Source organism: Polaromonas sp. P1_E12 (assembly GCF_056405975.1).
Map to the genome: position 1 here is coordinate 389,796 of NZ_JBFUBB010000004.1, position 21,095 is coordinate 410,890.

Genomic DNA, 21,095 nt, shown 5'->3' on the forward strand with positions numbered 1-21,095 from the left:
CAGCTCCTGGCGCTCAGAAGTTGTGCTGAATGCCCACGCCGTAAACGCGGATGACGTCATTGGCAACGCGGTTGTTCGGGTCCGTGCGGTCATAGAAGCCGTACAGCGAAGTGCGGTTGCTCATCTTGTAGGAGTAGCCCGCCTGGAAGCGCTTGAGCTTGCCCGCAGGGTCGCTCTGCACATCCTTGCGGATGTAGTTGGCCATGACCTTGCTGCTGGGCGTGATGTCCCACGAAGCGCCGATCATCTGCGCCGCCACCTTGCTGCGCGACAGCGCATTGCCCTGAAAGTTGTCACGGTTGTAAACCGCCCAGGCCCGGATATCGCCGAAGTCGTAGGAGCCCACCAGCATCCACTTGTTCCTGAAATCATTGAGCAGGGCGCCGCCGCGTTTGCTGTCCCTTCCGTAGCCGACGCCCAGGCCCAGCGGGCCGCCGCCTTCACCGTAGCTCAGCGAGACATCGGTCTGCTTGTAGTCGCTCTCAAAGCGGACCGGGCCGGCCGGGGTTTCCGGCAGGCCTTCACCGTTCATGTAGTGGCCGGCGCGGAAGACGAAGTTGCTGATCACCGGGCTGGCGTAGCCGATGGCGTTCGAGACACGTGTGCGCGCGTTGAAGATGGAGGTGCCAATCGCGGTGGCGCCGGCATCGTGGATGACGTACTCCACGTTGCGGCCCAGGATCGCATAGATCGGCGTGCGGCTGGGCGCGGCCGAGTCGATGCGGCCGATATTGACCACACCGAAGTCGCCGCTGATGCCGACGTAAGAGTTGCGGTAGACGGGCGAACTTGACGCTCCGGTGTCCGAAGAGATTCCCATCTCGAGGCCAAAGAGTGCTTTCAGCCCTCCGCCCAGGTCCTCGGTCCCCTTGGCTCCGAACCGGGACGCGTTGCCCGTAATCAAAGTCTGAGTGACAGAGCCGGTCTTGGAGTTCTCAAAGCTCGTATCCATCCTCCCGTAAATCGTCACCGTGCTTTGCGCCAGCGCGGCGACGGGGGCTATTGCGGTTATTGCGCCGGCGCCAATCGCAGCCAGGCAGGCTATCTTCAATTTCATTTCTCACTCCTGAAAAGTTTTGTAAATGGCGGCGAATCATTCGCCGCCGCATGGGTGTTCACGGGCGAAATTCGCCCAGGTCTTTCCTGCTTCCCTCCTCGCCGACCGTCATAAATCCTGAAAACTCGCTTGCTTTTTTGTATTGACTAGCGATACACTGTATCAAACAGCGTTACAACTAGATCATGAAGCGGTGATGACTGTCAAGAAATTTCGTGGCGCTGTTGCCGCGAATGCACAAGGTGAAAGCTGGCAAGGGCACTGGTTGGCCTCTAAATTGCGAGCAGTTGTGCGAACGTGACGTATCGGCGGGAGGCCTCCCGCTGACTGGAGTTTTTGATGAAAGTGACGTGCAATAGGGGGCCTGTTGCGGCTTCCCCGGGTGGAGGCCGCGGGCTCGAGCGAAGCGGCGTGCGATATGAGGGGTTGGCCCTTGTCGCGGCCAGTGATAAGGACGCAATCTGATGTTTGGCCCCATATTCCAGCGAATGCGCGACAGCCTGGTCGTTGTTGCGCTGATGTCTGCCATCGCGTTTACGGGCATTCACCTCATTGGCGATCCCATACACCTGCTTGTCAGCCCGAATGCTTCTACCGAAGAAGTTGAGGCGGCGGCGCGCAGCCTTGGGCTGGACCGGCCGATTTACGAGCAATACGCGCTGTTTGTGAAACACGCTGCCGAGGGAGACCTTGGCAAATCGTTTGTCTTCAACCGGCCGGCACTGGGAATTGTTCTGGAGCGCATGCCCGCAACCCTGGAGATGGCGTTTGTCGCGCTGATACTGGCGCTGGCCATCGGTATCCCTCTCGGACTCGTCGCGGGCTTGATGCCGGACTCCTGGGTTCACAAGCTCATTGCCGGATTTTCAATCGCGGGGGTGACCATTCCCACGTTCTGGAAGGGGCTCATCCTCATCCTCATCTTTTCGGTGAACCTCGGATGGCTTCCGTCAGGCGGGCGAGGCGACACCGAACAGCTCTTCGGCATCGCCTTCAGCTTCCTCACGTGGGACGGCCTCAAGCACATGATCCTTCCGGCAACGACACTTGCGATATTCCAGATCGCCATGGTGATCCGCCTGACGGAGACCGGAACCCGCGATGTGGTGCAACAGGAATACGTGCGGTTTGCGCGCGCCAAAGGCGTGTCCGGGTTAAGGCTCCTGGCGAGACACATTGCCCCGAATGTGATGATCCCCGTTGTCACCGCCGTCGGGCTCGAGTTCGGTCACCTCATTGCCTTCTCCGTGGTGACCGAATCGGTCTTTGCATGGCCGGGCATGGGCAAACTCATCATTGACTCGATCCTCCATCTCGACAGGCCGGTTGTCGTGGCCTACCTGATGGTCACCGTTCTTCTGGTGGTCTCCATCAACCTTCTGGTCGATCTCCTGTACGTGATTCTTGATCCCCGGCTCAGAGCCCGCAGCAAATAAAAATGAGGTGACCCCATGATCCAGACCGAATCATTGAATCCGGAAGAAAAGCTGGCGGACCGGCCGGCGCCGCAGCCGGCGCAAACCCCGTGGAGCCGGATCCGGCGGCAATTCCTGCTCAGCAAAATTGCGTTCGCAGCGCTTGTCGTCTTCGGGCTGCTGCTCATCGTGGCACTGGGCGCGCCGTTTTTCTCACCGCAGAACCCGTACGACCTGGCCTCCGTGTCTATCGTGGACGCGGAACTCATCCCAGGTGCGCGCAGCGAAGTGAGCGGGATGCTGCATATCCTCGGCACCGATGGCGCCGGACGGGACCTGATCAGCGCAATCTTCTACGGGCTTCGCATCAGCATGGCTGTCGGCCTTCTCAGTGCATTGGCCGCACTTTGTATCGGAACAACAGTGGGCCTGACGGCCGCCTACTTTGGCGGACGTGTTGATTCGTTTTTCATGCGGATCGTTGACTTGCAACTGAGCCTGCCGGCCATCCTGATCGCGCTGGTACTTTTGGCATCGCTGGGCCAGGGCGTAGACAAGACCCTGCTGGCCCTGATCATTGTTCAATGGGCGTACTACGCCCGCAACGTGCGCGGGGCCGCGCTGGTGGAGCAACAAAAAGAGTATGTGGAGGCAGCGATGGGGCAAGGCTTGCCCCCCAGGCGGATCATGTTCAGGCATGTGCTGCCGAACTGCATGGGAACGCTGATCGTCACCGGCACCCTGCAGACGGCGCACGCCATCAGCCTGGAGGCAACGATGAGCTTCCTGGGCATAGGGCTCCCCCAGACAGAACCTTCGCTGGGGTTGCTGATTGCCAATGGATTCGAGTACATGCTCACGAACAAATACTGGATCTCGGTCTATCCGGGGTTGGCATTGGTGCTCCTGGTGGGGTCGATCAACCTGATCGGTGATCGTCTGCGTGTTGTTTTCAATCCCAAGCTGGATCAGGTATGAGCACAAGTGCGTTAAAGGTCAATGGGCTCACCACCCATTTCGAGACCAAGGCCGGCGTCGCCAGGGCGGTGAACGACGTTTCCTTCTCGGTCGGGCAAGGGCAAATCGTTGCCCTGGTGGGCGAGTCGGGATCGGGAAAGTCCGTGACGGCCATGTCCCTGATGAACCTGGTGGACCCGCCAGGCCGAATCGTTGCCGGTGAAATTCTCCTTCGGGGAAATAACCTGCGCTCTGTCTCCGCCCGCGAATGGAACAGGATTCGGGGTAAAGAGATGGCGATGGTTTTCCAGGATCCCATGATGTCGCTCAACCCTGTCATTCGGGTGGGAGACCAGTTGACGGAAACCATCCGGATTCACGCCAAAGTATCCCGGTCAGATGCCACGGAACGGGCATGCGCCGCATTGGCAGCGGTGGGAATACCGGCACCAGCCGAGAGAATGCGCGCCTATCCGCATGAACTCTCGGGTGGCATGCGCCAGCGAATAGCCATCGCAAACGCCATCGTCAACGAGCCGGCCGTGATCATTGCCGACGAGCCGACGACCGCCCTGGACGTCACGATCCAGGCGCAGATTCTTTACCAGATCCGCAAGCTGACAAAAGAGCGTGGAACGGGACTGGTGTGGATAACGCACGACCTGAGTGTGGTGAAAGACCTCGCCGACTACGTGTGTGTGATGTATGCCGGCCGCATTGTTGAGAAAGGCGCGGTCGCAGACGTGATCAGGTCGCCGAGACATCCTTACACACGCGGTTTGATCGACTCATTGCCCAAGTCACAGGATCGCGGCTCCCTGCTCAAGCCCATTCCCGGAAGTACGCCGCCCTTGCTCAATCTGCCGTCCGGTTGCGCGTTCGCACCCCGCTGCAGCCGGGCAACGCAAGCGTGCACAAAGATGCCCGGCCTGACCCGGACAGATGACCGGGAGTTTCTTTGCTTTCATCCCTATACCACCCACAACTCATGACCACGATACTTGAAGCGGCCAATGTCTCGAAACGGTTTGGCGCCGCGCAAACCTGGAGCGGGCAACTGGCGCACAAATTGAAGCTGGCTCGCAAGACGCCCAAACAGGTGTCCGCGGTGAGTGACGTCAGCCTGCAGATCGAGGCGGGAGAGGTGGTCGGCCTGGTGGGTGAGTCGGGCTGCGGAAAATCAACCTTCGGGCGGATTGTGGCGGGCATTCTGGAACCGTCCAGCGGCGACGTTGTGGTTCATCAGGTGCCGGGCAAGCCCTATCTTTCGGATGTTCATCGAAACGTCCAGATGGTCTTTCAAAACCCCTATGGCTCGCTCAATCCGCGGCTGCGTGTTGATCAGCTGCTCAGCGAGGCGGCCATCTATCACGGGTTGATTTCTGCCAAAGACAAAGCCCCCTTCGTGCGGGGTCTCCTGGAACAGGTGGGTCTTGACGCCAGTTACGGCGAACGCTATCCGCACCAGTTCTCGGGTGGGCAGCGGCAGCGAATTGCGATCGCAAGGGCGCTGGCCCTGAAGCCGTCGCTGGTTGTCTGCGATGAGGCCGTTTCGGCGCTTGACGTGTCCATCCAGGCGCAGGTTCTCAATCTTTTCCAGAAGCTGAGGCGAGAGCAGAACCTTGCCTACCTGTTCATCAGCCACAACCTGGCGGTAGTGGAATATCTGGCCGACCGGGTGGCGATCATGTACCTTGGCCGCATCGTGGAGCTGGCCAAAACGGAAACACTCTTCAGCCAACCCAACCACCCCTACACAAAGGCGCTCATTGCCGACGCGCCGCGCATGGACGCGAAACCGCTGACGTACAGGCCGATTGCGGGCGAGATGCCGAGCCCGATGAACGTGCCCAGTGGCTGCGCGTTTCACCCCCGGTGCCCGCATGTCATGCCCATTTGCCGGGAAGTCCGGCCGGCCCTGATTGAGGTCGCGCCGTCGCAAATATCGGCCTGCCATCTGAATACCACCGCTTTAAAAGCCGCGGAGCCCTGACGCCAGGGCGCCGTCTTGAGAGGGCGCCACTAGGGCTGGCGCGCCGCGCATTCCCGAGGCATCATGACGCCCATGCCCTCCGCATCCGCATCCGCATCCGCATCCGCATCCGCATCCGCATCCGCATCATCCGCCCACCAGGGCCGTGTCTTCGGCTCGCCGTGGGCAGGCATCTACGCCACGCAGATGGAAAGCGCGCGCCACTTCGGCCGCCACTGGCACTCCGTCTATGGCGTAGGGCTGATGGAGCAGGGCGCGCAAAGCTCGGCCAGTGGCCGCGGCCCGGTTGATGCTTATGCAGGTGACGTCATCATGTGCAACCCCGGTGAAGTGCATGACGGTCGGCCGTTGGGTGGCCCTTCGCGGCGCTGGCGCATGCTGTACTTTGAGCCTGCGGTCATCGCGTCCCTTGTGGCTGATGCGGAAGACACCTCGCGGGCCACCGACATCGAACTCACGCGCCCCGTCGCGCAGGACGTGCGCCTGCGTACAGCATTGCAACACCTGCTCGGCCACCTGCAGCAGTGGGACGCCGGTGCGGGGCGCCGCGGTGCAGATCCCCTCGCGTGTGAAGAGGCGCTGGTCCGCGCCTGTGCCTTGCTGCTGCACCGTCATGCCGTTTCACCTGTCACGCGATCGCAAGTCTCATCGTCCACCTCACCTTCTTCGCCTGAGCTGCACCGCGCCCGCGACCACCTGGCTGCTGATCTGCTCGCCCCGCCCACATTGACGGAGCTGGCGCGCACGGCCGGCCTCAGCAAGTTTCAGCTGCTGCGCCGTTTTGAAAGGGCCTTCGGCCTCACGCCCCACGCCTGGTTGCTGCAGCAGCGTGCCGAGCGAGCGCGCGGCCTCATCCGCAGCGGCGCCGGGCTGGCGCAGGCAGCTGCGGCCTGCGGCTTTGCCGACCAGAGCCATATGACGCGGCTGTTCGCCCGCCAGTTCGGCTTCACGCCCGGCGCCTGGCAGCAGGCCATGGCCAAAAGCTCGCTGCAATAACGTTCAAGACGGCTGGTGTGCGCGGCGGCATGCTGGCCGCTGTTTCACTTTTTAAAAAAGGCAGCCGCGCATGTTCTTCCGCCATTCCCCGGCTATCTGGGCCGACTACCCCGAGCTGGTGCCCGGTGTGCTGGCCGCCAGCGGCATCACCGCCGATGCAGACGTCTCCGCTCAGGTCGCCCGTTTCAACGCCATTGCTGCCGGCCGCCTTGCCGGCTGTGCTGAAGGCGAGCTGCCCGAAGTGCAGGCCTGGCGCCGCACTTTTTCCAAAATGGGCCACAAGCCCACGCAGTACCGCTGCGCGTCTGAATCACTGCTGCGCCGCTTTCGCAAGGAAGGTTCGCTGCCGCAGCTGCACCCGTTGGTCGACCTGTGCAACGCCGTGTCGATTGCGTTCGCCATTCCCGTCGCCGTGTTTGACGTGGCCCGGGTGGCGCAGCAGCTGGAGGTGCGCTACGCCACCGGCGTTGAAAGCTACCAGGCCTTCAGCGGCGAAACAGAACACCCCGAACCCCACGAAGTCATCTTTGCCGACGCAGCACAGCCCCCCGCAGCGCATGCGCGCCGCTGGACCCACCGGCAAAGCGGCCTCTCGGCGGTCAGCGCCGCCACGCACAGCGTGCTCATCGTGGCCGAGGCCCTGCACGCCGCGGCGGCAGATGACGTGCGCCGCCTCATCAGCACACTTGCCACCGAGCTGGCCGCCGCCTGGCCGGCCGCGCCCGTCACCGCGGTGCTCAGCAGCACCGCGCCGCGGTTTGATTTTCCGGGTGGATAAAGGTCGCAGGGTCTGATTGAGGTCTTTTCAAGGCATTTCCAGGCATAAAAAGTGGCTGCAACCCAATAAGAATGTGCGCAAGCAGCTATTAATTTGGTAGCAACATGCGGCCGTCCTGCCCGCCCGGCGTTGCTGCCGCCCTGCGTTACCCCGCGTCTTTTCCGGGCACGGTGAATGCCTGAAACCAGAAGCTGGAAACTAGAAGCGGATATCCACCACCGAACCTTTGCTCACCGCCGACGAAATGGCCAGCGACCATTTGAAGCGCTCGCAGATCCGCTTCGTCAAAAACAGCCCCAGCCCCCGGCCGCCGCCGGGCTTCATCGACGTCTGCAAGGCCGCGCTGTAGCTGCGCGCGGCCTCCACCGCGTCGAAGCCTTCGCCGGAGTCGCTCACCCGCAGCATTTGCGGCGTGAGGCTGACCGTGACGTCCCCCTTCTGCGTGTTCTCGGCCGCATTCCTCAGGAGGTTGGCAATGACGATCCTGACCATCGCTTCCGGCGCATCGACGGAAAGGCTGACGCACTCCACCAGCACATAGCGCGCGGGCTTGAAGGCCAGCAGGTGCTCATGGTCCTGCATCAGCTCCTGCAAAATCAGGTCGACCCGGGTGGTCTCCACCCTCGCGTTGCCATCCGGCTCGCGCGACAGGTAAAGCAGGGCGCCCATGGTTTCGGTCAGGTTGTCGACTGTGCCGCGAATCCGGTCCAGCGGGCCTTTGGCCTGCGTGGGCAGCGCCTGTTTGGCCAGCACGTCCACCGCGCCGCTGATCACGGCGACCGGGGTGCGGAATTCATGGCTGGCCTGGTCCAGCAGGCTGCGTTCCCGCTCGATGAAGCGCTCCACCCTTTCAAGGTGGCGGTTGACCTGTACCGCGATGTCGTGCAGCTCCGCCTGCGGGTAATCGACCGACAGCCGCTGCGACGGCTGTTCCGGGTCCAGCGCTTCCATGTGCTGCGCCAGGGCCCTGGCCGGCTTGCGCAGGCTGCCGTGAAGCCACAGCAGCGTGGCGCCCACCAGCGCCAGGTTGACCAGCACAAAGATCAAGCCCCCGATGCCCACCTTGTTCTGCAGCTGCTCGATGTCGGTCATGTCAATGACGGTGACCACGCGGCCGTCCGCGACCGGCGTGACCAGGGCCGCGTAGTCGTGCTCGTCAAACCGGTCCAGATCCTGTTCGCTGTAGAACCCGGCGGGCAGCGTGGCCAGGTAGGGCGGCATGTCGGCGGGCAAGGCCGTGCCGCTCTTGAGGTGCCATCCCTTGTAGGCGCCCTGTGTCGGCAAAGGCACGGGCTGCTTGCCCGTGCTGCCGGCAATGTAATGCTGGGTGGTCGAGCGCAGTATCTGCTCCCACACCGGGTGCGTGATCATCACCTGGCCGAAGCCGACCGAGACAATGACACCCAGGGCCAGCAACACCCCGAAAGCGACGAACAGGGCGCTGATGCGCCAATGCAGGTCGAACATGCGCGGTTTATTCGCCATCTTGCACCCGCAAGCTGTAGCCCTGCCCGAGCACGGTGTGCAGGATTTTCGGGGCGCCCTCGCCATCGACCTCTTTGCGCAGCAGGTGCATGTGCGACCTCAGGATGTCCTTGTCCAGTGTGCGCTCGCCCCAGATCTGCGACTCCAGGTGTTCGCGGCTCACGACGTGCGGCGAGCGTCGCATCAAGACCTCCAGTATCTGCCGCTTGATCGGCGACAGCGACAGCTCGCGGTCCCCCCGGGTCACGACCAGCGACTGCAGGTTGAAGCGCAGGTCGCCGACTTCCAGCACCTGCCCCGGGGCCTGCGCCGCTTGGCTGCGAGTCACCAGCACCCGCAGCCGCATTTCCAGTTCCGGCAGCGCGATGGGTTTGACGAGGTAGTCGTCGGCCCCGGCCTCAAAGCCCTGCAGCTTGTTGTCCAGCTGGTCTTTGGCCGTCAGCATGATCACCGGCGTCCTGGACTTGAGTTCGCCCCGAAGCTGCGTGAGCATCGTCAGGCCGTCCATGCGCGGCATCATCCAGTCCAGCACGATCGCGTCGTAGTGATTCGCCTGCACCATGCCCAGCCCCGATTTGCCATCGGGCGCGGCGTCGGGCTTGTGGCCGCAGGCTTCCAGGTAGTCGTAGATATTCGCCGCCATGGGCGCGTTGTCCTCGACGATCAGGATGCTCAAGGGGCCTTCAATCATGTCCATCTCGGTTCTTTCGCGTGGTGGCGCGGCGGGTGTCAGAATTTCCTCGAAACCCCGACAAAAACAGAAGTTACTCCATTAGCGTCCCTGTCCACCAAGGGGCTGTTGCGGATCTTGTTTGGCAGCGCGCTGTAAGACAGGCCGCCCGCCAGAATCCACTTGTCGGCAAAGGGCCGCATCACCTCAATACCGACACGCGGAATCACCGCGCTGCCCGGCTTGTAGTTCACCACACCGCGGGCGACTTCCGTGTCCAGTGTTCCGTAGTAGTAGTTGGCCAGCTTGGCCGAGTAATGGCTGACCGCGATGTTGGGCGTGATCGTGGTCGATCCCCACTGCAGCGGGTAGCCGTATTTGGCCGAGGCCTCGTAACCCTTGCTCGCGCCCGACACATCGGCCTTCAGCGCCAGCTCCACCACGCCCATCTGGCCCTTGAAGGACCCGGCAATCCCCAGGTCCAGGCCGCCGTCGCGGTCTTCCAGCAGGTTGCGGTTGATGCCCCGGGCCGCAAGCTCGGCTACGCCGAAATCATCTTTCTTGATGCCGCCCAGCCGGGCACCCAGGGTGGCATCAAATGTGAAACCGTCGCGGCTGAGCAAGTGGTAACCCCCGCTGATGCCGCGCCAGAAGAACTTCTCGCCCTGGTAGCTGATCAGCGGCACTGCGCGCAGCTTCGTGCTTTCGCCCGCGTAAATGTCGGTTCGGGCCGCCACGCCCACACCCAGGCCCCAGGGTGAAGCCCCGCGCTCGGGCTTCGGCTGCGCATAGGCGCCCGTAATGCCCGTAACGCCCGTGAGCGCCGACAGCAACACCACACCGGCGGGAACAACAACAGATTTGCGCTTCATAGGGAGATTTCCTCTTGGACGGTTTTTGGAAAAAAGGCCGCCGGCGGATCGCCAGGCTGGACGCACTGTGCCGCCCCCCTGTCGCGGAGATGTCGCGGCCGGATGCCGTGTGGAAGCACGCATCGCGACATCCCGGCGACAGCCAGCGCCCACCATTAGCGCTTTTGCTTTCCCTTTTTTGAAACCGGACCCATCAGGATGACAAAACGCCAAGCCCGCCCTTACGCCGCACCTTCCCCGGCCGCCAAGCCCGCAGCCCGCGCCGAAACAAACCCGCACCCGCTCAAGCGCGACCCTTCCGCCACGGCCGCGCTGCCGCTTTTTTCGATGTTTTTTTTGGGCGCATGGACTGGCAAGCCCGGCGCGTTGCGCGGGCGCAAGCGATGAGGAGGTGATGCCGGGAAAGGTGGTGCGCGGGCTGCGGGTCCGCCAACCTCAATGCGCAATCGCAATTTTAAGTGGCTGCAGCCCAATAAGGCTGTGCGTGAGCAGCTATTAATTCAGGAGCAAATCGCGGCCGCCCACGGTAACCAGCCGTGGCCCGCTTTGAGTTACTTCTCCGTGCCGGGAAAGTACGGCGCGCCCTGCAGTGCCGTCAGCGGCAGGTAGAAAGTTTTCACCGGCACCAGCGGCGCATTGCGCACCACCACCTTACCCAAGGCTGCGGCGGCTTTGTCCTGGGCTTCTTCTTCGCTGCCCTCTTCCGCCGGGCGTTTGGCGCCCGGCACCAGCGCCGGCCGTATGCAGGCAGCGCGTATGCCTTCGAGGATCTCGCCCGGCAGCTCGTCGCGTTTGCCAAAGCGGCTGCCGTCTACATGCAGCACGCTGCCTTTCAGCGTGGCAGACAGGTTCAGCGGCGGGTTGCCAAACGACTGGTCGTAGCCCACCGCCAGCGTGTTCGCATCGCCGCGCCGGTACTGCACCACGCGCAGCCGTTTGGGCTGGCGGTTGGCGTCCACCTCCACGTCGCCTATATAAAAGTAGCGCACCTGTGCCGCCGGCAGGGGCGGCAGCTTGTAGCTGTCAGACCAGTTGTTCTGGTCTGACTTGAACAGCGGGCGCAGCGTGGTGGGCAGCGCGTCGTTGCCGGAAGTGGCAAACACGGCAGACGTTGCGTTCGAAAGCGAATAGCCGTGAAAGTCAAACGCCACAGTCTCCTTCTGCTCAGGCACCTGCTTGCCAAAGGCGGGGAAGATCGCGCCGTTTTGCCGCACTTCCTGCAGGCGCACACCGTTGCCTTCGGCCTTCCAGCGCCCGCCGGCCAGCATGTCGAGCGAGCCGCCCATGAAGGTAAAGCAAAAAGTGTTGTCGTCCAGCAGCATCAGCTGCGCACGCGAATCGACCGAGCCCTGCGTGTAGCCGCCCACATAAGGCTTTTCAGCCGCAGTCAGCGCCTGCGCGCCGGCCATCGGCAGCAAGGTGAGGGCGATGGCGGCAAGCGTGGTGCCAAGAGGCTGGGAGATGGAGCGCATGGGCAGTGAGTCCGGTGGGGGTTGAAGCCAATGAATGTATTACAGCGGGTGCCCTGGCTGCGCCGGTATCAATAACAGCGCTGCGGTGCGCGGCAGTGGCCCCGGGGCGAAGGAGGCAGCCCTGTTGGGCTTCTTCAGGCATAAAAAGTGCCTGTAGCCCAATAGGAGTCTGCGCGAACAGCTATTAATTTGGTAGCAAATTGCGCCCGCCGCAGCGACACATCCAGCCTACTTGTCTTCAGAAAAATACGCCGCGCCCTGCAGGGCCGTCAGCGGCAGATAGAAGGTTTTCACAGGCACCAGCGGTGGCTGTTTCACGGACGTCGCGCGTCCGGCCGCTATCTCTGCGGCTTCGTCTTCGCTGGGGCGTTTGGGCTCCGCCAGCGCTGGCCGTATGCAGGCCGAGCGTATTCTTTCCAGTGCTTTTTCCGGCAGCTCCTTGCGCGGGCCAAAGCGGCTGCCGTCTACATGCAGCACCTCACCATCCTTCAGCGTGGCAAGCTGGTTCAGCGGCGGGTTGCCAAACGCCGGGTTGTAGCCCACGCGCAGCGTGTTCGCATCGCCACGCCGGTACTGCACCACGCGCAGCTGCCTGGGCTGGCCGTTGGCGTCCACTTCCGCGTCGGCGATATAAAAGTAGCGCGACTGTGCCGCCGGCATGGGCGGCAGCTTGTAGCTGGAAGACCAGCCGTTGTGGCCGTCCTTGAAGAGCCGGCGCAGGCTGGTGGGCAAGGTCTCGTCGGCGCCCGTGGCAAACGCGGCCGACACCGCGCGAGAGAGCGAATGGCCGTGAAAGTCAAACTCCACGGGCCCTTTCTCAGGCAGCACCGCCCTGCCAAAGACGGGGAAGACGGAGCCGTTCTGTCGCACTTCCTGCAGACGCACACCATTGCCTTCGGCCTTCCAGCGCCCGCCCGCCAGCATGTCGAGCGAGCCGCCCATGAAACTAAAACAAAATGTGTTGTCGTCCAGCAGCATCAGCTGCGCACGCGAATCGACCGAGCCCTGGGTGTAGCCACCGACATACGGCTGTTCAGCCGGGGTAACGGCCAGCGCGCTGGCCGGCGGCAGCAAGGTGAGGGCGAAGGTGGCAAGTGCGGTGCCAAAAAGAGGCAGGGAGCTGGGGCGCATGGGTATCCAGGTGATGGTGAAAGGGTGATGAAGGCAGTGAATGTATTACAGCGGCTGCATCGCGGCGCCGGGCTCAATGCAAGCAGATGTCAGCGCGCGCACTAGGGCACAAAGCGCGAAGCCACAAACGCCAGCCCCGCCAGCCCGCCCCACAGCAGCGCCGTCACCAGCCGGTTGCGTTCGTTTTCATGGTGCGTCATGAAGAGGTGGCCCAGCAGCCAGGTGATGCCCTTGAAGCCAAACAGCAAACCCACCAGCGCGGCCGTGCCGGCGTACACGCCATGCATCCACAAGGGGATGGCCATGAAAAGGTAGCTCAGGCTGCGCGGCGAAAGAATCAGGTACAGGCCCAGGTAAAGCGAGATCTCAAAAATCGGAATCGCCACCAGCGCAGCCACCAGCCGCCAAAGAAGGCCTTCGCTCTCGTCCGACGGGGAAGGCCGTTTGCGCAGGTAAGGGGGTCTATCCATGGGGTGGGACTATAACTGCGTGGCGTGGCTTCACCAGCAGGGGCCGCGGTCCGGCTTCGCCGGCCGCAAGGCGCCCGTCCCCTGCAAGGGGAGAGGAGGCTACACGCAGTGAGCCTCAACAGGGGTGAGCTAGCCTGCGCAATTGCGCATGCGCCGCATCTTCCAGATCCAGCGGCTGCTGCTGCTTGGCTTTTAAATAGCGGTTGGTAAACACATCCAGGTAGGCCTCCAGCGTTTGCGCCGCATGCGTTTCACCGGCCAGTTCCAGGCACAGGGCGGCCACTTCAGACGTGCAAAAGTGCGTGTCGCGCTGCGAACGCCGCAGCTTGTAGCGAGAGAGCTGTTCGCTCTGCAAACTCAGCACCGGCAAATGATTGAGGTAGGGGCTCTTGCGAAACATCTTGCGTGCTTCGGGCCAGGTCGCGTCCAGCAGCACAAACAGCGGGCGTTTGGCATTCTGGCTATCTGCTGAGTCGGCAGGCAACACATCCGCCACCACCCGCTCAGCCGCCACAAACTCGCCCGGAAACACCAGGTAGGGCTGCCACTGCGGATCCGCCAGCAGGGCCAGCAGTGCGGGGTCTACCTCGGTGCGCGCCCACTCAAACGCAAACGTGTCCGCCACCACGTCGGCAATCAGCCAGCCCGTGTTGCTGGGTTTCAGCGCCTCGATGTCGGCCATGACCAGGCACACACCCGCGCGCGTGGACACGCTGGGGCGCAGGGCGCACATGCAGTGGCTGGGCATCAGGCGGCAACCGGCGCAGCGCACATTGCGCGGGCCGCCGCGGGCGAGGAAGGGTTTGGAGGCGCGCGCCAGCCGCGCGGTGCGCAGCCGGGAAACTGCGTGAGCGGCTGGGGAAGTGGAAGTCATAGGCAGAGTATCGCCAAATCGCCCCAGGCCACTTCAACTCCAGCCTGCTTCAGCAGCATCAGGCCTTCTCAAGCTCCTGTTTCGCATGGGTTGCGCCCGGCCCGTTCGGTGCCAGCTCCAGGTAGTTGCGAAAAGCCTTCTTCGCCTTCTCGCCATCGCCCGCCCGCGCGTGGGCGTCGCCGAGGTTCAGGTAGGCAATCGCACGTGATGGGTCCATCTTCACGGTGTTCTCAAACCAGCGCGCCGCTTCCTTGAACTTGTCCTGCTTGAAATAAACAAAGCCGAGGTTGTTGGCGGCCAGTGCAAAGTCGGGGCGCAGCTTCAGTGCCTCGGTGAACTGGGCCTCGGCCTCGGCGTACAGCTTTTCTTTATAGAGCTGCAGGCCGCGGTCATTGGCGCGCTGGGCCAGTTGCCGTGCAGAGCTGGGCACCGCCAGCGGCGTGGTGATTTTTTGTTCACCGCCCTGCAGGTCTTTCACCACCACGGTTGCCGTGGGCGGTGCCGTCACCGGCGCATCGCTGCCGGCAGTCGGCGCCGCAGCAGGCGGGCGTGTGGCGTCCAGCTTGCTGTTCAGCGCAATCGCATCGCCAGACAGCTGGCTTGTCTGCGCGCTTAAAAACTCGGCCTCTGCCGGCAGCGCAAACACAAAGTCGCCGCCTTCCGAGCCCGGCAGGCTGCCAAAGGCCGGCGTCTGCCGCGACACCGACGCCACGGCCGGCGCCACATACGCGGCCAGTTCGGTGGCCGTGATCAGGCCGTCGCCGTTCAGGTCGGCCTTGCCGCCCATGGCCTGCAGCAGTGTCCAGGTAAACACCGAATGCCCGTTCGGCCCGCCGTCGGCCACCAGCTGGTCGGCGCCGCCGGCCGTCAGCATCTGCCGGCCCAGGCGCTTGGCGTTGTCACGCAAAAAGTTGCCAGAGCCCGCGCCGCGCGTCAGGCCCAGCCCGCTGTAGCAGGCGTCCATCACAAACAGCACATGCTTGGCCGTCAGGCTTTCGGCAATGTTCTGCAGCTCCGTCATCGGCACCGCGTCAGTCGCGATCTTGTTCGGGTCTGAATCTGCCGGAATGATGTAGCCCAAATCGCGCCCTGAGGTCAGCTGCCGTGTTGCGCCGTGCCCGGCAAAGAACACAAACAACCGGTCGTTCTTTTTCATGCCGCTGTGTGCCAGCTTGTCGTGAAAGGCGGCCAATATGCCGGTGCGCGTGGCCTCGCGGTTTTCCAAAGAGATCACGTGGTCGGCGGCAAAGCCAAAGCGCTGAATCAACGTTTCGCGGATGGCACGTGCGTCGCGCACCGCGTACTGCAGCTTGGGCCAGCTGGCGTAGTCGTCAATGCCAATCACAATGGCCCACGAGTCGCTGTAGCCCGGGTTGGCCGCCTGCGGGGCGGGCGCCACGCCAGCGCCCTTGGCCACCGTAAAGCCGCTGCCGTCCCAGCTGGCAAACTGGTAGCCGTCGGCCACCAGGCGCTCCAGAATGGCCGGCAACGCCTTCACCGTGCGTTCATGAATGTCATGAAACAGCACAATGCCGCGGCCTTCTTTTTCAACAGACTTCAACACGCGTTCCACAATCGAGCTGGGCACCGGGTCAGCCCAGTCCAGCGAATCAATGTTCCACATGACAGAGCGAAGGTGCGCGGCCGACAACACGTCCAGCCCTTCGTCATTGCGCGCGCCATACGGAAACCGAAAGAGCGGCGAGCGCCGTGCATCCACCGCTTTGAGCAATTCATCGGTGCCCAGCATTTCTGATTTGAGGCCCGCGCCATTGAGCCTGGAAAGCTGTGCATGCGTCATGCTGTGGTTGGCCAGCGTGTGGCCGGCTTCCAGCAGCTTGCGGCTGATGTCTGCGCGCGGCCCCAGTTTGGTTTTGCCGTCGGCGGCCACCGTGCCCAGGTTGCTGCCCACCTGAAAGAAGATGCCCGGCACGCTGTATTGCTTCAAGATGGCCGCAATCTCATTGGTGTAAACGCCGTGCGGGCCGTCGTCAAACGTCAGCACGATGGTCTTGGGCGGCAGGCTGTAGCCAAACACCTCGCCCTCTTCCTCGTCTTTGCTTTTGCGCGTGGTGGGCTTGGGCAGTGCGTAAGGCATCACCACGCCAAAGTCTTTCAAGATCTGCTCACGCGTGTAGCGCTTCTTCAGGCTGGCAACGTAGTCTTCCCAGCGCTCACGCTTCAGCTCAATCGCACGCGGCTCAAAGCGGCCGAATATCAGGCGAATTTCTTTTTCGTAGTTGCGCTCAATCTCAACCAGTGCGTCCAGGTCTTCGCCAATGCGCTTGTGCAGCTTGATGGCCGGCAGTGACGAATCAGCCGCCACACTGGCTTGCAGGCTGCGCAGCAGCTCCCGAAAAGCCAGCCGGTCTGCGTCAAAGAGGCCTTTGTCGCTTTCCACATAGTCCAGGATTCCCGCAATCGCATCAAAGCGCTGCGGGTTGCCAGAAGCCACCAGCGCCGCCAACTGAGCCTCAATCTCGGCCACCCGCGCACGGTTGTCATGAAACAGCCCCTGCCCCACCTGGTTGGCCATAGCCCGTTCGCCTACCCCCAGCTTTTTCTCATCGGCAAACAGCACGATGATTTTTCGGTAGCTGGCCAGCAGGTCCTGCATGCCCGTCAGGATTTTGCCGGTGTCGAGTGGCGCTGCGGCCAGAGCGGCGGCAGGCGGTGGTGCGTCTTTCTTGCTACGGTCAGAGTCAAGGGTAATGACGATGGCGGTGGCCACTACCAGTAACAGGGTTCCTCCGGCTGCGGCGAGGGCGATCTTGGTTTTATTGTTCATGGGTTTGTTTTTATTCGGCCCGGGGCTGGGCTTCTGCCGAATCTACCATTTGGCATATTGCTAGTAATTCGCGTTGTTGAGCTTGGCCTATCTCATGCCCCGACAGAATGGCCCTATTCCACTAAGGCCGTCAGCACTACTTTGTGCAACTTGGGATTGGTAGCTGCCGCGCGCGCGAGATTCTGTTCCCTCGGTGCGTTTTGTAGTGCCACTATGAAAAATTAACTCGTTTCGAAGATTACCCCGCAAACGGGCCAAACCTTCTTGAGTGATAAAGCTGCGTGACCGTCAGAAATTGCCAAAACATGAGGAGGATAGAGTCCACCCGCATCGAGGCTTTCCAATATCACCATAGTTGGAGACATGAGTCTCAGCCGCTTAAAAAACTGTGCGCCATCTGAGTCCATGGCTATAACAGGTTTACCGTCTAGACGAGTGAGTTCCGCAATGGAAGAAACGGGTGGCAGTAATACCAAAAACTGGCCGTTCAGCGCAAGTGGCTGAGCGCTGTGGCCAACTACCTCAACTAGCCCGATCGCGGCGGGTAAAAGCGCCGATATCGCGGCCTCACTTTCGCAACTAATAATCTCGTCGGCATGGCCAACTGGCCTGGGTTGATACTCATCAAAAAGCACGCCGATGATTTTGTATAGCTTCAAAGAGCCCACGTGCGCCACTACCGGTGCAGCTATTCGTAATGGATCCATCGCTTGTGCCGTAAGTACCGCAACATCACCATCGGTATCCGAAAGGTCAAAGCGTCTCGCAAGGATGCGATCTTCTGCAATAGCTATAACCAGAGATTTGGGTTCCGGCGTGCCCAATTCCTTCACCAGCAATAAATCTCCTTGGGTTGCAACTGGTTCAAGGGTTTGCGCTGACAGCCTGTAGGCAAGATGTTTTCCAAGAGTGTGAGGCGAGATTCCAGAAGGATCAACCTCGGCATAAGTAACGGCCCCGTCGGATACACGCCCGTCGCTCAAAGCAGATGCTCGTCCCAAGATTTGAAGATGGTGGGAACGCAGCTCAGATTGGTAACCCTCAGGAAGGTCAACCGTGGCAGAACTCAGCTGTAGCCTGCTCGCGCCTCCATGACGAATTTGGTGCTCTCGAATCTGCAAAAAACAACGCGTCAGTAGCGGTCCGAGCGTCTTATGCCAATGTTTATGTAAGTCCGTCGCTTCGGCAAGGCCATAAATTTGTCCTGTTGTATGGTGCGCGCCTTCAAAAAATTTGGTTTCAGGTTGCTTCTTTAAGGCGTTTGCCAAGTTGAGAAAGCTCGGACGATTCCAGGGGGAAATGCGCCTGTTATGCAATTGACTGATCGTCTCCCTCATTTCTCCCACTACTTGCGTGCCAACTGACGGATCTTCTGCTTGGAGCATTATTTTTAGCATGCCCTCCAGGTAGACCCTTACGTCTGAAAGATAGGTTTGGCAATCTTTCGGGGTCTTACTTGTATCCGCCGTAGTCCATGCTCGCTCTAAAGCGCCACCTTCAAATATTGCAACATGACCTAGCGCGGTAGTCGCGGCTGCGATGAGAGCATTTCTTCCCTTTATCTGTGCTGCTGTCGCTGTTCCAATAAATGAGGGATCGTGGGTTGCAAGAACTACCTGAATTTTGGAAGTCCGTGCCTGTAAGGTTGCGACATACTGAGCCCAACGAAGTCTGTGTTCGTTGTCAAAGGTCGACTGCGGATCATCAAAGATCAGAACAGGAAAGGGGTCGCCCTTGTTCTGTTCTACGGCCTCCTCCCGAAGTGCAAATACGAATGCCCACAGTGTTGATCGAAACCAAGATGTGTTCGCAATCAGGGCCGCGTCGATCCTAATTTCATCAGTAAAGCCTGCCCTGACTACCACGCCTCCTTTTTTCGGCAAGGAGGTGCTATGGAAATGAAGCTTTTCGGTTAAATGGAATTCTTTGAGCAAGTTCTGTATTCGACCCGAGAGTTCATTGATGGCCTGTCTGGCTGTTGATTCTGCGAGAGCCGTCAGCAATTTCAGCGGAACAAGTGCGTCCGAAACGAGAGCTCGCCGATCTTGTTCGGTCTGAATTCGAACAATTTCCCGCCCTGACTTAATAAGTATGCGAAGCTGGTCCGCGGCCAATCTGTATGGTTCGGCTGACTGGATCGCCAACTCCAACCGGGAGATGTGGGCGGTAAAAGTTTCTGTTTTCAGTTCTGTATCGTGCGCCGAACTTGCATTTGTGGGATTCGCTGAAGGAAGATCTTCTAAGTCTGACCCACAGTGTTTAACCCACCACGACTGCCAGCTAGCCCCGCATGTAGTTAACCATTGAATGACGGTTATCCCATTTTCTGCCAACGCCAACGAGCGTTGCAATATGTCAATCTCGGTATGCGATGAGGTAGATGACACAGTCTTGCATTCAATATCTTCGGTTGGTGCCGAGCTTATTGCTTGCTCGGCTAAGTCAATATATTTTGTTAAATAAGTGACTGGTGCGGGAGCGTTGACTAGTTTTTCTTTAAGTTCCGTGAGAATCGCAAGTCTTGGCCTAAGCCCTGATAAAAACGTGTTTCTTTCCAGTATCGGTTTGGGAATTGAAGCCAGAAGCGCGGCATTTAGCGCGTTGATGTTGTCACTTAGCGTTCTCTGCGCGGCGTCACCCGCATTTCTCAATTGCTCTAATTCTTCGGCAAGAGGACGTCGGTCGGTTAAGGGTAGATCGCATAGAGGACAAGTCTCTACGGCGCCTTGATGGTGCTTCTCATGCCACGCTGCGCCAACGGCTTTCAGTTGATATTTATTATCACGTTGCAAAGCTTCATTCAATGCTTGGGCTTTTAGTAAACCCTCATTGGCATTCTCAATGGCCTTGCGAAGGTTGTGAATATCGTCAAGTCCAACGTGCTTTGAAATGGCTTGAATTGCATTCCAAGTTTGAGAATTCTTCAAACCATCTGACGATAGTTCTTTCGCTTTTAGAAGTGCATTTTGTAGATCTCTTTGTATCTTGGGTGCGGCCAGATCTAGGCTCAATAAGAGGTCCTCTGCTAACGCAGTGGTTAAATCTGTGGCCTTAGTCATCACAGATTTTTCCAGTGTCGCTACTGGCCCAGATTCTTCGAGAGTGTCTGCTGCAGCATATGGAGGCAGATTGATATTGACTGTCGCTAATAGCCGTTTAGCCTCAGCGGAAGCTGTCTGAAATTTTCCTTGCTGTTCCTCAATGCCTTGATTTTTTGAGTAGCGAAGGTATTCTCTTGCGCCATGAGTCAGTTCCCCGCAAAGCAAGCCAAGCGCGGAGACTTCGTCAAGCCCGGTAAGTTTTTTTACGGCGTCTGTGAGCTGACCGCCTCCGTCCTTGATGTTGATTTGGGAAAGCCTGAGCGGCATCATTACGCCCGTCTCGATAAAAACGTCCGGAATTACTAAATTTGGACTTCTGATTTCTTGCAGCTCTCCGCTCACCAGTTTTCTTTCGATAGACGCCTCTTCGCCATCAGGGTTTTTCAAATAGACCTTAACTCGCGTCATGGGAACTATCGCGATATCGGCTCTGCTTGGCGGATAGCAAGTGACTGGTGGCCAGTTACCTATTATTTTGTCCGTTTGATCCAAAACGGGCTCATTTCGATCAGCACGATCATCAGAATGATCTCGTAATCGTTTACCTGTGAAGGCCCAAGCAAGCGCTCCAATAAGGGAAGACTTGCCGCTTCCATTCGGCCCCTCAATTAGCAAACTCTCGGTATCAAATTCGTAGCTAAACAGGGTTCCGCCATACACATTTAGGCCGCCAAAATTTTCAGTTTCTATACGCTGAAGGCGCCAAGATGATGTGAGGCAAATAGAGTGTGCCTTCTGGTCAAGTAGTTGATCTGCGGGATCGGAAGTGCCGCTGTATGTGTCCCATAGGCCTTTTATGAAATCTTGTGAGAGCCCTTTGGGCTCTAAAAATGGAGTTTTCCAGAGATACTGGAACAGACGCCTTTTTGCCGGTGTGTCTAAGGCCAATTTAGACGAGCTTCCACTTGGCTCTTTCCATGAAATGGGATGTCCCGATAACAGAGTGCTCTCTATTGATTGCTTTGTATGGCGTGCCATTTTTCTATTTCCCTTTTGTACCTGCTGCCTAGCAGTTAATAACGTTTCAGACCCGATG

Annotated in this window: 17 protein-coding genes; 7 read left to right on the forward strand and 10 right to left on the reverse strand. The window is 60.1% G+C overall.

Annotated features, from left to right (window positions below):
• Positions 1–13: 13 nt before the first annotated feature.
• Positions 14–1,057 (reverse strand): porin, encoded by a 1,044-nt coding sequence (locus tag AC1D13_RS14310; protein ID WP_477689760.1) that lies wholly within the window; start codon positions 1,055–1,057, stop codon positions 14–16.
• Positions 1,058–1,521: 464 nt separating this feature from the next.
• Here AC1D13_RS14310 and AC1D13_RS14315 point away from each other — a divergent pair, with 464 nt between their 5' ends.
• From AC1D13_RS14315 to AC1D13_RS14340, 6 genes are all read left to right on the forward strand, one after another.
• Positions 1,522–2,493, forward strand: a complete 972-nt coding sequence (locus tag AC1D13_RS14315) for an ABC transporter permease (protein WP_477689761.1) — start codon at positions 1,522–1,524, stop codon at positions 2,491–2,493.
• Positions 2,494–2,508: 15 nt separating this feature from the next.
• A complete protein-coding gene (locus tag AC1D13_RS14320; protein WP_477689762.1) occupies positions 2,509–3,450 on the forward strand; it encodes an ABC transporter permease in 942 nt (313 codons plus the stop codon).
• Complete coding sequence (locus AC1D13_RS14325) at positions 3,447–4,421, forward strand: ABC transporter ATP-binding protein (protein WP_477689763.1); 975 nt, start codon at positions 3,447–3,449, stop codon at positions 4,419–4,421. The genes AC1D13_RS14320 and AC1D13_RS14325 overlap by 4 nt, the downstream gene beginning before the upstream one ends.
• Positions 4,418–5,422 carry an ABC transporter ATP-binding protein gene (locus AC1D13_RS14330; RefSeq protein WP_477689764.1) on the forward strand — a complete coding sequence of 335 codons (1,005 nt, stop codon included), beginning with the start codon at positions 4,418–4,420 and terminating at the stop codon, positions 5,420–5,422. The genes AC1D13_RS14325 and AC1D13_RS14330 overlap by 4 nt, the downstream gene beginning before the upstream one ends.
• A gap of 72 nt (positions 5,423–5,494) precedes the next feature.
• On the forward strand, positions 5,495–6,418 hold the full coding sequence (locus tag AC1D13_RS14335) for an AraC family ligand binding domain-containing protein (RefSeq protein ID WP_477689765.1): 924 nt from the start codon (positions 5,495–5,497) through the stop codon (positions 6,416–6,418).
• A 70-nt stretch (positions 6,419–6,488) separates the two neighbouring features.
• Positions 6,489–7,196: a B3/B4 domain-containing protein gene (locus AC1D13_RS14340; RefSeq protein WP_477689766.1), complete on the forward strand. Its 708-nt coding sequence runs from the start codon at positions 6,489–6,491 to the stop codon at positions 7,194–7,196.
• A gap of 198 nt (positions 7,197–7,394) precedes the next feature.
• Here the strand turns inward: AC1D13_RS14340 and AC1D13_RS14345 are convergent, their stop codons facing one another.
• Genes AC1D13_RS14345 through AC1D13_RS14355 form a run of 3 tightly spaced genes read right to left on the reverse strand, consistent with a single transcriptional unit; the run spans position 7,395 to position 10,223 of the window.
• On the reverse strand, positions 7,395–8,663 hold the full coding sequence (locus AC1D13_RS14345) for a sensor histidine kinase (RefSeq protein ID WP_477689767.1): 1,269 nt from the start codon (positions 8,661–8,663) through the stop codon (positions 7,395–7,397).
• A gap of 7 nt (positions 8,664–8,670) precedes the next feature.
• Positions 8,671–9,378, reverse strand: a complete 708-nt coding sequence (locus AC1D13_RS14350) for a response regulator transcription factor (protein WP_477689768.1) — start codon at positions 9,376–9,378, stop codon at positions 8,671–8,673.
• A gap of 32 nt (positions 9,379–9,410) precedes the next feature.
• Positions 9,411–10,223 carry a MipA/OmpV family protein gene (locus AC1D13_RS14355; RefSeq protein ID WP_477689769.1) on the reverse strand — a complete coding sequence of 271 codons (813 nt, stop codon included), beginning with the start codon at positions 10,221–10,223 and terminating at the stop codon, positions 9,411–9,413.
• Between the two features lie 198 nt (positions 10,224–10,421).
• On the opposite strand from AC1D13_RS14355, the gene AC1D13_RS14360 reads away from it, so the two are divergent.
• Entirely contained in the window at positions 10,422–10,610 is a 189-nt protein-coding gene (locus tag AC1D13_RS14360) for a hypothetical protein (protein WP_457282012.1), read from the forward strand.
• A 164-nt stretch (positions 10,611–10,774) separates the two neighbouring features.
• Here the strand turns inward: AC1D13_RS14360 and AC1D13_RS14365 are convergent, their stop codons facing one another.
• The 6 genes from AC1D13_RS14365 to AC1D13_RS14390 form a co-directional block, all read right to left on the reverse strand.
• The gene (locus tag AC1D13_RS14365; protein WP_477689770.1) at positions 10,775–11,695 is read right to left on the reverse strand and encodes a hypothetical protein; all 921 of its coding nucleotides are present in this window, start codon (positions 11,693–11,695) and stop codon (positions 10,775–10,777) included.
• Positions 11,696–11,923: 228 nt separating this feature from the next.
• On the reverse strand, positions 11,924–12,826 hold the full coding sequence (locus AC1D13_RS14370; protein WP_477689771.1) for a hypothetical protein: 903 nt from the start codon (positions 12,824–12,826) through the stop codon (positions 11,924–11,926).
• Between the two features lie 101 nt (positions 12,827–12,927).
• Entirely contained in the window at positions 12,928–13,296 is a 369-nt protein-coding gene (locus tag AC1D13_RS14375) for a hypothetical protein (RefSeq protein ID WP_477689772.1), read from the reverse strand.
• A gap of 115 nt (positions 13,297–13,411) precedes the next feature.
• On the reverse strand, positions 13,412–14,170 hold the full coding sequence (locus AC1D13_RS14380) for a tRNA-uridine aminocarboxypropyltransferase (protein ID WP_477689773.1): 759 nt from the start codon (positions 14,168–14,170) through the stop codon (positions 13,412–13,414).
• Between the two features lie 58 nt (positions 14,171–14,228).
• Positions 14,229–16,958, reverse strand: coding sequence for a polysaccharide deacetylase family protein (locus AC1D13_RS14385; RefSeq protein ID WP_477689774.1), 2,730 nt, complete (start codon positions 16,956–16,958; stop codon positions 14,229–14,231).
• A 221-nt stretch (positions 16,959–17,179) separates the two neighbouring features.
• Positions 17,180–21,037: an AAA family ATPase gene (locus AC1D13_RS14390; protein ID WP_477689775.1), complete on the reverse strand. Its 3,858-nt coding sequence runs from the start codon at positions 21,035–21,037 to the stop codon at positions 17,180–17,182.
• Positions 21,038–21,095 lie beyond the last annotated feature (58 nt).